This is a genomic window from Aeromicrobium sp. Leaf289, assembly GCF_001423335.1.
Taxonomy (GTDB): Bacteria; Actinomycetota; Actinomycetes; order Propionibacteriales; family Nocardioidaceae; genus Aeromicrobium.
This window is the reverse complement of sequence record NZ_LMNK01000002.1, coordinates 941,006-953,453: the sequence shown is the minus strand read 5'-3', so window position 1 is coordinate 953,453 and position 12,448 is coordinate 941,006. Positions and strand designations below refer to the sequence as shown.

At 71.9% G+C, this 12,448-nt stretch carries 12 protein-coding genes; 4 read left to right on the top strand and 8 right to left on the bottom strand.

Annotation, left to right across the window (positions count from 1 at the left end; all coding sequences use genetic code 11):
* Nucleotides 1-73: 73 nt before the first annotated feature.
* Together purM and purF are read right to left on the bottom strand one after the other, a co-directional pair.
* Nucleotides 74-1,162: a phosphoribosylformylglycinamidine cyclo-ligase gene (gene purM, locus ASF37_RS08575; RefSeq protein ID WP_055963738.1), complete on the bottom strand. Its 1,089-nt coding sequence runs from the start codon at nt 1,160-1,162 to the stop codon at nt 74-76.
* Nucleotides 1,159-2,652 carry an amidophosphoribosyltransferase gene (gene purF, locus ASF37_RS08570; RefSeq protein WP_056579889.1) on the bottom strand — a complete coding sequence of 498 codons (1,494 nt, stop codon included), beginning with the start codon at nt 2,650-2,652 and terminating at the stop codon, nt 1,159-1,161. Before purF ends, purM begins: the two co-directional genes overlap by 4 nt.
* A gap of 341 nt (nt 2,653-2,993) precedes the next feature.
* Here purF and ASF37_RS08565 point away from each other — a divergent pair, with 341 nt between their 5' ends.
* From ASF37_RS08565 to ASF37_RS08550, 4 genes are all read left to right on the top strand, one after another.
* On the top strand, nt 2,994-3,677 hold the full coding sequence (locus ASF37_RS08565; protein WP_056579887.1) for a ZIP family metal transporter: 684 nt from the start codon (nt 2,994-2,996) through the stop codon (nt 3,675-3,677).
* Nucleotides 3,678-3,732: 55 nt separating this feature from the next.
* Complete coding sequence (locus tag ASF37_RS08560; protein ID WP_056579885.1) at nt 3,733-4,185, top strand: SRPBCC family protein; 453 nt, start codon at nt 3,733-3,735, stop codon at nt 4,183-4,185.
* A gap of 108 nt (nt 4,186-4,293) precedes the next feature.
* A complete protein-coding gene (locus tag ASF37_RS08555; RefSeq protein WP_055963725.1) occupies nt 4,294-5,871 on the top strand; it encodes an AMP-binding protein in 1,578 nt (525 codons plus the stop codon).
* Nucleotides 5,872-6,103: 232 nt separating this feature from the next.
* The gene (locus ASF37_RS08550; RefSeq protein ID WP_082506450.1) at nt 6,104-7,450 is read left to right on the top strand and encodes a glycoside hydrolase domain-containing protein; all 1,347 of its coding nucleotides are present in this window, start codon (nt 6,104-6,106) and stop codon (nt 7,448-7,450) included.
* Between the two features lie 61 nt (nt 7,451-7,511).
* Here the strand turns inward: ASF37_RS08550 and ASF37_RS08545 are convergent, their stop codons facing one another.
* The 6 genes from ASF37_RS08545 to ASF37_RS17730 form a co-directional block, all read right to left on the bottom strand.
* Nucleotides 7,512-7,880 carry a sterol carrier family protein gene (locus tag ASF37_RS08545; protein WP_055966188.1) on the bottom strand — a complete coding sequence of 123 codons (369 nt, stop codon included), beginning with the start codon at nt 7,878-7,880 and terminating at the stop codon, nt 7,512-7,514.
* Nucleotides 7,881-7,885: 5 nt separating this feature from the next.
* The gene (gene purL, locus ASF37_RS08540) at nt 7,886-10,177 is read right to left on the bottom strand and encodes a phosphoribosylformylglycinamidine synthase subunit PurL (protein WP_055963719.1); all 2,292 of its coding nucleotides are present in this window, start codon (nt 10,175-10,177) and stop codon (nt 7,886-7,888) included.
* 57 nt (nt 10,178-10,234) lie between these two features.
* A complete protein-coding gene (locus ASF37_RS08535) occupies nt 10,235-10,600 on the bottom strand; it encodes a hypothetical protein (protein ID WP_056579879.1) in 366 nt (121 codons plus the stop codon).
* A 9-nt stretch (nt 10,601-10,609) separates the two neighbouring features.
* On the bottom strand, nt 10,610-10,906 hold the full coding sequence (locus ASF37_RS08530) for a DUF1905 domain-containing protein (protein WP_056579878.1): 297 nt from the start codon (nt 10,904-10,906) through the stop codon (nt 10,610-10,612).
* Nucleotides 10,907-10,967: 61 nt separating this feature from the next.
* Complete coding sequence (locus ASF37_RS08525; RefSeq protein ID WP_056579876.1) at nt 10,968-12,062, bottom strand: NADH:flavin oxidoreductase/NADH oxidase; 1,095 nt, start codon at nt 12,060-12,062, stop codon at nt 10,968-10,970.
* Nucleotides 12,063-12,139: 77 nt separating this feature from the next.
* Nucleotides 12,140-12,424 carry a cation:proton antiporter regulatory subunit gene (locus ASF37_RS17730; RefSeq protein WP_369797004.1) on the bottom strand — a complete coding sequence of 95 codons (285 nt, stop codon included), beginning with the start codon at nt 12,422-12,424 and terminating at the stop codon, nt 12,140-12,142.
* Between the last annotated feature and the right edge of the window lie 24 nt (nt 12,425-12,448).

Here is a 12,448-nt window from a genome sequence, read left to right as displayed (position 1 = left end):
AAGAAATCGTCAGTATGTCGTGGGGCCCACCCTACCCAAACCCTGCCAACGTCGCTGGCACCGGGTCGAAGAGTCAGGCGTGTGTCCCGGCCAGCGTGACGCTGCCGCCCGGTCCGTGCACGCCCGCCTCGGCGACGTCGCCGGCGATCCAGGCCTCCACGCCGTGCTCGCCCAGCAGGCGCACGGCCGCGTCGGCGTCGTCGGGCGCGACCAGGGCGACCATCCCCACGCCGATGTTGAGCGCCTCCTCGAGGTCGCCCTGCGAGACGCCACCCAGGTCGGCCACCAGGTCGAAGATCGCCGGCCGCGCCCAGGTGCCCCGGTCGACGCGCACCGAGACGGCCTCGGGGACCACCCGCTCGAGGTTGGCCGCGAGCCCACCGCCGGTCACGTGCGACATGGCGTGCGTCTGCGTGCGCCGCACGAGGTCGAGGCACGGCAGCGTGTACAGGCGCGTGGGCGTCAGCAGGGCCTCGCCGAGCGTGGCACCCAGCTCGGGCACGTCGCGGTCGAGGGACCACTGCGCCGTCCCGAAGAACACGTGGCGCGCGAGCGAGTACCCGTTGGAGTGCAGGCCGGAGGACGCCATGGCGACGACGACGTCGCCCGGGCGGACGAGCTCGGCGCCGATCAGCGCGTCGGCCTCGACCACACCGGTGGTGGAGCCGGCCACGTCGTACTCGTCGGGGTGCAGCAGTCCGGGGTGCTCGGCGGTCTCGCCGCCGAGCAGCGCGGTGCCGGACTCGGCGCACGCCTGGGCGATGCCCTTCACGATGTCGGCGATGCGCTCGGGCACGACCTTGCCGCACGCGATGTAGTCGGTCATGAACAGCGGCTCGGCACCGCAGACCACGAGGTCGTCGACGAGCATCCCGACCAGGTCGAAGCCGATGGTGTCGTGCACGTCCATGCGCTGGGCGATCTGCACCTTCGTGCCCACGCCGTCGGCCGACGTCGCGAGCAGCGGCCGGCGGTAGTCCTTCAGGGCCGACGCGTCGAACAGGCCCGCGAAGCCGCCGATGCCACCGACCACCTCGGGGCGCCGAGCCTTGTCGACCCACTCCTTCATCAGCTCGACGGCGCGGTCGCCCGCCTCGATCGAGACTCCGGACGCGGCGTACGCGCTCGGCTCCGTGGTCGTGGGATCGGCGGCACTGGTCACTGGATCACCTTCAACGGCGTGACGTCGGACTCGAGCAGGTGCTTGCCGATCAAGTCGTCCTCGGGCAGCGGCACGGGGTAGATCCCGTCGAAGCAGGCCCGGCACAGCTTGTCCTTGGGGACGTTCGTCGCCTCGACCAGCTGGTCGAGCTCGACGTAGGCGAGCGAGTCGGCGTCGATGGAGCGGCAGATCTCGTCGACGCTGATGCCGTTGGCGATGAGCTCGGCGCGCGAGGCGAAGTCGATGCCGTAGAAGCACGGCCACTTGACCGGCGGGCTCGAGATGCGCACGTGCACCTCGGCGGCGCCGGACTCGCGCAGCATCCGCACGAGGGCGCGCTGCGTGTTGCCGCGCACGATCGAGTCGTCGACCACCACGAGGCGCTTGCCGGCGATGACGTCGCGCAGCGGGTTCAGCTTGAGCCGGATGCCGAGCTGGCGGATGGTCTGCGACGGCTGGATGAACGTGCGGCCCACGTAGGAGTTCTTGACCAGCCCGTGGCCGAAGGGGATGCCGCTCTCCTCGGCGAAGCCGATGGCCGCAGGGGTGCCCGACTCCGGCACGGGGATGACCAGGTCGGCGTCGACGGGGTGCTCACGGGCGAGGCGGCGTCCGATCTCGGCGCGGACGGAGAAGACCCGCTGGTCCGAGATCGTGGTGTCGGGGCGCGCGAGGTAGACGTACTCGAAGATGCAGCCCTTGGGCGCTGCGGGCGAGAACCGCTCGGTGCGCAGCCCGTTCTCGTCGATCGCGATGAACTCGCCGGGCTCGATCTCGCGGATGAAGGACGCACCGACGATGTCGAGGGCCGCCGTCTCGCTGGCGACCACCCAGCCGCGCTCGAGGCGACCCAGCACGAGCGGTCGGATCCCCTGCGGGTCGCGTGCGGCGTACAGCGTGGTCTCGTCCATGAACACCAGCGAGAACGCGCCACGCAGCTTCGGCAGGACCTCGATGGCCGCCTCCTCGACCGAGCGGTCGCGGTAGGAGGCGAGCAGGCTGGCCATGACCGACGTGTCGGTGGTGGCGGTCTCGCCCTTGCCGCGGCGGTCCGGAGCCTGCTGGGCGGTCCGCTCCTCGAGCATGGTCACGAGCTCGGCGGTGTTGGTGAGGTTGCCGTTGTGGGCGAGGGCGACCGACCCCTGCGCCGTGGGGCGGAACGTCGGCTGGGCGTTTTGCCAGACGCTGGCGCCCGTGGTGCTGTAGCGCGCGTGGCCGATCGCGACCGACCCCTTGAGGGACTCCAGCGTCGACTCGTCGAAGACCTGGGAGACCAGGCCCATGTCCTTGTAGACGAGGATCTGCTTGCCGTTGCTCACCGCGATGCCGGCGGACTCCTGGCCGCGGTGCTGCAGGGCGTAGAGGCCGAAGTAGCTGAGCTTGGCGACCTCCTCACCAGGGGCCCACACCCCGAACACGCCACAGGCGTCCTGGGGTCCGACGTCCTGGGGATCGATGTCGTGCGTCAGCCGACCGTCTCCGCGTGCCACCGCTCCAGTGTAGGGGCCTGCGCGAGGCCCCGGAACCGTCCTGGGCGTGACGTGGTCGGCAGTGGGAGGTAGGTGGCGCACCGAACCAGGCCGTCAGAGGTAGATGGCGAACCTCGAAGCGTCGAGATGAGGTACGAGCCCTACCCCCGGGCGAGCCGCAGCCCGAGGACCCGACCCGAGGACTCCTCCAGCCGCTCGGTCGAGGCCCTTCGGAGGCCACCCCCGGCGCGAGTCCAGACAGCGCAGCAGCGGGTTCGGACCTCCCACACCAGCGCACCCGCAGAACGTCAGGACCGGGCCACCGACAGGCACGACCGCGCCGCCGGTCCTAGCGTGGAGGGGTGCTCACCGCTGCTCTGTACGGCGCCGCCACGGCCGTCCCGCTGGTCGTCGGAGCCGCAGCTGGCCTGCGGTGGCGGATCCCCCAGGCAGCCCTCGCCGCCCTCATGTCGTTCGGGGCCGGCACCATGATCGCCGCAGCCTCCCAGGAGCTGTTCGGGCCGGCCTTCGAGGCCCTCGACGCCGTCCGGGCCGGGATCGCCCTGCTCGGCGGTGCCGGGATCTACGTGGTCCTCAGCCATCTGTTGGACCGTCGGGCGGGCACCTCGGCCGTCGGCATGGGCCTGCTGCTCGGGGCCTTCCTCGACGGCGTGCCGGAGAACACCGCGCTCGGGGTCTCGCTGGGCGAGGGTGGTCTGGCCCTGCTGGTCGCGATCGCCGTCGGCAACACGCCCGAGGCCATCGCGAGCGCTGCGGCCCTCCGCGACGACGAGCGACTCGGGCCTCGCCGCGGGCTGGCGCTGTGGGCGGCCGTCGGCGTGCTGCTGACCCTCGTGACCGTCGGTGCGCACGCCGCAGGCGGGGCGGTCTCCCCGGCCGCCGTGGCGGTGGCCCAGGCCGTGGCCGGCGGCGCGACGCTGGCCGTGCTCTCCGACACGCTCCTCCCCGAGGCCTACCGCGAGGGCGGATGGTGGGTCGGGATCGCCACCGCACTCGGCTTCTGGCTCGCGTTCGTGCTCGGCTGACCCGCGCACCCCTGCTTGGCGTGCGGGCACGCCCCACCTCCGCCACGATGAGCCCATGTCCACCGACCAGGTCACGGCCGAGCGCCTCGTCGCCGCCCCCGCCGAGCGCATCTTCGCCCTGCTGTCCGACGCCGCACGGCACCGTGAGATCGACGGCTCCGGAACGGTCCAGGGCACGAGCAACGAGAGCGAGCCGCTGTACATGGGCTCGGTGTTCGGCATGTCGATGAAGATGGGTCTGCCGTACTCGACGAAGAACGAGGTCGTCGAGTACGAGCCGAACCGACGCATCGCGTGGCGCACCACCGGCCTGTTCGGCCTCATCGGCGGCCGGGTCTGGCGCTACGAGCTCGTCGACCAGGGCAGCAGCACGATCGTCCGCGAGACGTGGGACATCAGCCGCGACCGCCAGCGCGTCGCCCTGCGGCGCGGCAACATGCCTCGCTCCACGAAGCGCAACATCGAGCGCACGCTCGAGCGGATCGCCACGGTCGTCGAAGGCTCCTGAACGGTTGTCCCAGTACTCACGACGGGCCGAATCCGGTACCGGGAAGCTGCTTCACCGTGGGGTCAGGAGCCCCTAGGCTGGCGTGACCCACGCCACAGAGGAGACGCCGTGCCCGACCTGCCCGACGCCACGTACCTGACCGACTTCCACGCGTACCGCGCCGAGCACGACCCGGACGGCCGTTGCTGGACCTACCTCGAGCGCACGTGGACCTGGGGCGAGGCCTGGGACGACGTCCGACGCTTCGCCGGGGCGCTGCAGGCGGAGGGCATCGTGCGCGGCGACCGGATCGCCTTCCTCGACAAGAACAACCCGGCCATCCTCACTGCGACCCAGGCGTGCTGCCTGCTCGGCTCGGCCAACGCGATCGTCAACTGGCGGCTGGCCGGCGACGAGCTCGACTACGTCATCAACGACGCCGGGGCCCGCATCCTCTTCGTCGGCCACGAGCTGGCCCCGTCGATCGACCTGATCCGCGACCGCCTGGTCGGCGTCGAGCGCATCGTCGTGGTCGGGGGCGACGACGACGAGCTCGAGGCGTGGCTCGCAGCGGCGACCCCCGTCGAGCGCCAGCCCGGCGTCGACCCCGACGACGTGTGCCTGGTCATGTACAGCTCGGGCACCACGGGCCGGCCCAAGGGCGTCATGCTCACCCAGCACAACATGGTCGTGCACACGCTCAGCGCCATGGGCGACATCGAGTACGGACCCGACGACACCATGCTGGTCGCGATGCCGATGTTCCACGTGGGCGGTTCGTCGTACGCCCTGTTCGGTCCCGCGACCGGCACCCACGGCTACATCATCCGCGAGGTCGATCCTCAGCTGCTGGCCGGCGCGATGATGGCCGGGGCCACCCACGCGTTCCTCGTCCCCGCCGTCGTGGCGGCCCTGCTGCAGGCCGGGCCCCAGGCCATGGCGTTGTTCAGCCGGCTGAAGGCGTTCTCCTACGGCGCGGCCCCCATGCCCCTGCCGGTGCTGCGCGGTGCCATCGAGCACTGGCCCGACACCGCGTTCATGCAGGTCTACGGGATGACGGAGATGGGCGGCGTCGTCACCATCCTCGACGACGCGGCACACCGCGACGCCGAGCACCCGGAGCGCCTCGTCTCGGCCGGTCGACCCATCCCCGGGGTCGAGCTGCGCGTCGTCGACGTCACCACCCTCCAGGACGTCGAGCCGGGCGGATCGGGTGAGCTGTGGTGGCGGACCGAGCAGAACACCGTGGGCTACCTCGGCCGCCCCGAGGCCACCGCCGAGCTGCTCGTCGCGGCCGACGACGGAGGCGGCCCCTGGCTGCGCTCGGGTGACATCGGTCGGGTCGACGACGGCGGGTTCGTGTTCATCGAGGACCGCGTGAAGGACATGATCATCACGGGCGGGGAGAACGTGTACTCCCCCGAGGTCGAGCGCGTGCTCGCCGAGCACCCGGCCGTGCTGGAGACCGCGGTCATCGGCGTCCCGGACGACCGGTGGGGCGAGACGGTCAAGGCCGTCGTGGCGTTCCGGCCCGAGCACACCGTGGACCCGCAGGAGCTCATCGACTTCGCCCGTGAACGGCTGGCCCACTACAAGGCCCCCCGCACGGTCGACGTCGTCGAGGCCCTGCCCCGCAACCCCTCGGGCAAGATCCTCAAGCGGGACCTGCGCAAGGGCTACTGGCCGAGCGACGGCCGCCAGGTCTGACTCGATCCCGGTCACCACACGGGAGAGGACATTAAAACGGTCCCGACCCTCCAGGGGTGTGGGCCGGGACCGTTGTGCCTCAAGGATACATGCCCGAGCGGCTTTCGTCTCCCTCGCGGTCGGATGAACTCTGGTTACGAATGTTTTACGCCACGAACCTGCCGCTCGGACGCCGCGGCGCGAATCCCTCGTGCACCTGACAGGACGCCACACGTTCCGTAGCCTTCGGACCATGCCTACGGTGACTTCCCCCCCGTCTCACCTCGGCGCAGGGCGGCAGGCCTTGACCCTCGCCTGCGCGCTCCTCGCGTCCGTCCTCGTCACGCTCGCCCTGCCCGGGCCCGCCTCGGCGGCCACTCCGGCGGCGCCCGGTGACCGGACCGCCTACGCCTTCGACGCGTGCGTCGCGCCGAGCACCACGGTCATGGACGCGTGGATGCGCGACTCGCCCTACTCGGCCGTCGGCATCTACGTGTCCGGCAACTCCCGCTACTGCGGGGACCGCTACCAGCCGAACCTCTCGAAGTCGTGGGTCCAGCACAACGCCGACGCCGGGTGGGGCTTCATGCCGATCCACGTGGGCTACCAGTCGCCCTGCTTCAAGAACAACCCGCAGAGCCGCGTGCAGAAGAAGAGGATGTCGACGTCGCAGACGACGGCCCGCAAGCAGGGTGCCGCCGACGCGCGCGAGGCCATCGCCGCCCTCAAGAAGTACGGCTTCGGCGCAGGCTCGGTGGCCTACCTCGACATCGAGTGGTACGCCCGGACCACGACGTGCGACAACGCCGTGCTCGCGTTCTCCGACGCCTGGACCGAGACCCTGAAGGCGTCGAAGTTCCGCTCCGGGATCTACTCCAGCGGCTCGGCCGCCATCAAGCTCGTCGACGACGTCCGCTCCGGCGCCAAGAAGTTCTCGGGCTTCACACAGTTCGACCAGGTGTGGTTCGCGTGGACGAACAAGGTGGCGAACGTGGACGGCGGTCCGTACCTGTCCGACACCGGCTGGAAGAACGCCCGCATCCACCAGTTCCACAACAACGTGAACGAGACGTACGGCGGGCACCGCCTCACCATCGACCGCAACCTGATGCGCGTGGGCACGGGGTCCGTGGCCACCAAGGAACCGCGGTCCTGCGGTGTCGACCTCACGCTCGCGTCCTACCCGACGCTGCGCGCGGGCTCGAAGGGCAAGGCCGTCGAGGCCCTGCAGTGCCTGCTCCAGGAGCGCGGCCTCAAGAAGTCCGTGACGGGCGAGGTCGGGTCCGGCACCGTCTCGGGCATCAACGCGTACCGCGCGAGCAAGGGCTGGAGCCGCAACGGCGTCGTCAGTCGTCCGGTGTGGACCGCACTCCTCGCGGAGGGCTCGACGCCGAAGGTCCTGAAGTACGGCTCGACGGGCTCGGCGGTCTGGCGGCTGCAGCGCTCGCTGCGCGCCGCCGGCTACGCGCCGTCGGTGAAGGGCGTGCTCGACACCGCCACGGTCAGGGCCGCCCAGCAGCTGCGCCGCGACAACAAGCAGGCCGCACTGCAGACGGTGACCTCGTCGCAGTGGTCACTCCTGCGCCGCGGCAACCTCTGACGGCTGCGGCTCGGTCCCGGTCCGCGCCGGCCCGTCCGACCCTGCCCCCCCGACGGGGCGGCTACGCGTCGTCGAGCGGCAGGTGGGGCGAGAGGTCCGAGCGCTGCCCCGAGGCCCGCACCCGCGTCCGGTCGGCCGACGCCTCGCTCCACGCCAGTGACCCGCGGGCCAGGGCGATCCAGGTGGCCGCGTCCATCTCCACGACGGCCGGCGGCGTGCCGCGGGTGTGCGTGGAGCCCTCGATGCACTGGACGGCCGCGAAGGGCGGGACCCGCACCTCCACGCTGCGACCGGGCGCCCGCTGGGCCAGTGCACCCAGGTAGTGCTTGACCAGGGGCTTGACCACCTCGCGAGCGTCGTCACCGTCGTCGAGCCGGGCCAGCAGGCCGTCGACGACCTCCGGCGTGAGCAGGGTGGACGGGCGCGCCACGCGGCTCAGCCGCCGAGGACGGGGCCGAGCACCGCGGGCAGCGTGGCGCTCCACGCGTCGCGCAGGTCCTCGAGGTCGATCGTGAACTGACCGGCCACCTCGTAGGCCGAGCCGCCCGTGCGACCGATCGACGTCAGCTCGACCCCGTGCTCGGCCGCGATCTCCGCGACCTCGTCGTGGTGGTGCTCGGGGACGGCCAGCAGGGCGCGCGCGGCGGACTCGCTGAACAGCTGCACGAAGGGGTCGTCGTCGAGCACGACCCGCACGCCGACACCGTGCGCGAACGCACCCTCGGCCAGCGCCATGGCGAGACCGCCGTCGGACAGGTCGTGCGCCGACGTGAGCAGCCCGCGCCGACCGGCCTCGCGCACGACCGCGGCGAGCGCCTGCTCGGCGGCGAGGTCGACCGTGGGGGGCAGCCCGCCGAGGTGACCGTGCACGACGTCGGCCCACGACGAGCCGGACAGCTCCTCCCGCGTCTCGCCGAGCACCAGCAGGTGGTCGTCATCGCGGGTGAAGCCCTGGCGGACGCGCTGGCGCACGTCCTCGATGACACCCAGCACGCCCACGACGGGGGTCGGCAGGATGGCCGTCTCGCCGGTCTGGTTGTAGAAGCTCACGTTGCCGCCGGTGACGGGGATCCCGAGCTCGGCACACCCGTCCTTGAGTCCGTGCGTGGCCTGCTCGAACTGCCACATGACCGCCGGGTCCTCCGGGGAGCCGAAGTTCAGGCAGTCCGTGACGGCCAGGGGCAGGGCGCCGGTAACCGCGACGTTGCGGAACGACTCGGCGAGCGCCAGCTGGGCCCCCGCGTACGGGTCGAGCTTGGCGAAGCGGCCGTTGCAGTCGGTCGAGACGGCCACGCCGAGGTTGCTCCGCTCGTCGACACGGACCATGCCGGCGTCCTCGGGCTGGGCCAGGACCGTGTTGCCCTGCACGTAGCGGTCGTACTGGTCGGTGACCCACGACGGGTCGGCGAGGTTGGGGCTCGTGACGACCCGCACCAGCTGCTCGCCGATCTGTTCGCCGGTGGCCGGACGCGGCAGCGCCTCGGCGGTGTCGGCCTGCAGGGCGTCCTGCCAGTCGGGGCGCGCGTAGGGGCGCTCGTAGGTGGGTCCGTCGTGCGCGACGGAGCGCGGGGGGACGTCGACGATCGTCTCGCCGTGCCAGTCGATGACCAGGTGCTCCCCGTCGGTGACCTCACCGACGACGACGGCCTCGACGTCCCACTTCTCGCAGATCGCCATGAACGCGTCGAGGTGCTCCGGCTCGACGACGGCCATCATGCGCTCCTGGCTCTCGCTCATGAGGATCTCCTCCGGCGAGAGCGACGGGTCGCGCAGGGGCACGGTGTCGAGCTCGACGTGCATGCCGCCGTCGCCGGCGCTGGCCAGCTCGCTCGTGGCGCACGACAGACCGGCGCCGCCGAGGTCCTGGATGCCGTTGACGACCTTGGCCGCGAACAGCTCGAGGGTGCACTCGATGAGCAGCTTCTCCATGAACGGGTCACCGACCTGCACGCTGGGCCGCTTGGCCGGGCCATCCGCGTCGAACGTCTCGGACGCGAGGACCGACACGCCGCCGATGCCGTCGCCGCCGGTGCGGGCGCCGTAGAGGACGACCTTGTTGCCGACGCCCGAGGCGAACGCGAGGTGGAGGTCCTCGTGGCGCAGCACGCCCACGCAGAGCGCGTTGACGAGCGGGTTGCCGAGGTAGGTCTCGTCGAAGACCACCTCGCCACCGATGTTGGGCAGGCCGAGGCAGTTGCCGTAGCCGCCGACGCCGGCCACGATGCCGGGCAGCACCCGGGCGGTGTCGGGGGCGTCGAGCGGTCCGAAGCGCAGCGGGTCCATGACCGCGACGGGGCGCGCTCCCATGGCAAGGATGTCGCGGACGATGCCGCCGACGCCCGTGGCCGCACCCTGGTACGGCTCGACGTAGCTGGGGTGGTTGTGCGACTCGACCTTGAACGTGACGGCGTAGCCCTGGCCGATGTCGATGACGCCGGCGTTCTCGCCGATGCCGGCGAGCGTCTTGCCCAGCGGGGTCTCTTGCGGCAGCTCGCCGAACTTCTTCAGGTGCACCTTGGAGGACTTGTACGAGCAGTGCTCGCTCCACATCACCGAGTACATGGCCAGCTCGGCGCCCGTGGGACGCCGCCCCAGGATCTCGACGATGCGGTCGTACTCGTCGGGCTTGAGCCCCAGCTCGGCCCACGGCAGCTCACGCTCCGGCGTCTCCTGCGCGTGGGCGACGGTGTCGAGCTGGCGCGTGCTGTCGGGCGATGCGTCGGTCACGGACTGAATCCTATCGGCGGGGCGGCCCCGGTCGTCGGGCATGTCCGTGCGAGCGGCTCAGCGAACGCCCGCCAGGTAGAGCGCCAGGGCGAAGGGGAAGAGCACCACGGCAGCGAAGCCGACGAGCGCACCGAGGACTGAAGCACCCGCGCGCCCTCCGTCGAGGCCCTGCGGACGCAGCCACCACGACCCCGCGGAGCACCCGACCAGCACGGCCCCGCTCAGCAGCAGGAGCCAGAGGGCGAAGGTCGTGAGCCCGTCGGCCTGGAGGGCGGTCACCACCGCGGCGGGATCGCCTTCGAACCGCGGCGAGACGTAGGCCACCAGACCGCCGGAGAGGACCACGACCAGCAGCGAGGCGCACAGACCGCCCAGCGACCCGCCCCAGGCCAGGCTCCGCGCCGCGCCGTGCTCGTTCTCCATGGAGGGAACCTAGCCCGTGACGACGCGCAGGATCAGCGACGCGACGTCGCCCTCGTGCACGTCCTCCGCCGTGCGCACGGCCTTCTTGACCGGCAGCACGTAGGCGCGGTGCTGCTTCGACGGGAACACCGACGTGCGCCACGTGGACCCGCCGATCGTCACCTCGACCCGGACCGACCCGAACCCTGCGGCCGTGGCGCCGAAGCGCTCCTCGACCTCGTCGGAGACGTCCTCGGGGACGGTGACGAAGTGCCAGGCGCCGTCGCGCCACAGTGCGCGTTCGAAGGTCCAGGTCGCGTCGTCCACGCCCCCATACTGACCCGTCCGGCGGTGCGCTGTCGCCCGAGGACCGGACGAGGAACGGGCGTCAGCGCCAGGTGCCGCGCTCGTACTGCAGCGGGTAGAGGCCGTCGGGCGCGTCGCCGAGCTCGTGGGCGGCGCGCTGCGGCCAGGCGGGCTCGCGCAGCGCCGCGCGGGCCAGCAGGACGAGGTCGGCGTCGCCACGGGTGAGCACGTCGTCGGCCTGCTGCGGGTCGGTGATGAGACCGACGGCGCCCGTGGGCAGCCCGGAGCCCTCGCGCACCTCGCGGGCCAGCGGCACCTGGTAGCCGGGACCCACGGGGATCTCGGCCGGGAGCAGACCGCCGCTCGAGACGTCCACGACGTCGACGCCGTGGTCGGCCAGCAGCCGCGACAGCCGAGCCGTCTCGTCGACCGTCCAGCCGTCGTCGAGCCAGTCGGTGGCCGAGAACCGGACGGCCAGCGCCTTCTCGTCGGGCCACACGGCGCGCACGGCGTCGACGACCTCGACCACCAGGCGGGTGCGGCCCTCGAACGAGCCGCCGTACTCGTCGTCGCGCTGGTTCGACAGCGGCGACAGGAACTGGTGCAGCAGGTACCCGTGGGCGGCGTGGACCTCCACCAGGTCGAAGCCGGCGGCATCGGCCCGACGGGCCGCGTCGGCGAAGTGACCCGGGATCGCCCGCACCTCCTCGAGGTCGAGGGCCCGCGGGGTGGCGTATCCGGGGAAGGCGAGCGCGGACGGGGCGACCGTCTCCCAGCCGCCCTCGTCGAGCCCGACGCTGCCCTCGCCCGTGGTCGCGGCGCGCGGGTGCGCGAAGGGGGCGAACGTGGAGGCCTTGCGGCCGGCGTGCGCGAGCTGCACCCCGATCGGCGTGCCCTCCGCGTGCACCACGTCGACGATGCGCGCCCAGGCCTCCTGCTGCTCGTCGTTCCACAGCCCCGTGTCCTCCGGGCTGATCCGACCCTCGGGCACCACGGCGGTCGCCTCGGTGACCAGCAGGCCGAAGCCGCCGGTCGCGCGGGCGCCCAGGTGCAGGAGGTGCCAGTCGGTCGGCACGCCGTCGCGGGCGAAGCACGAGTACTGGCACATCGGTGCGAGCCAGATGCGGTTGCGGGCGGTGACGCCGCGCAGGGTGACGGGTTCGAGGAGAGCGCTCACGTCAGGTGGCCAACGCGGCGCGGGCGGCCGATGTTCCCCGCCCCGCACCCCACGGCCCAGCACTCAAGGCTCAGGGCTCAGGGCTCGACGGTCGGCCAGGGCTCGTGGATCGGGTCCTTGGGCAGACGCTTGACCTTGCGGGTGCGCCGGCGTCGGCTGGGGATCATCGAGCGCATCTCCTCGAGCTTGCCGAAGCACAGCAGCCGGTCACCCGCCTCCAGGACGTGCGAACGCCGCGGGTTCGGGATCACCTGGGTGCCCCGCTGCAGGGTGAGCACCGAGATGTCGCGGTCGCGCAGGCCGCTCTCGCCGAGCGGCTTGCCCACCATGTCGGAGGCCGCCTGGACGAGCAGCTCGGCCACGCCGTACCCCGTGGAGACGGTGAG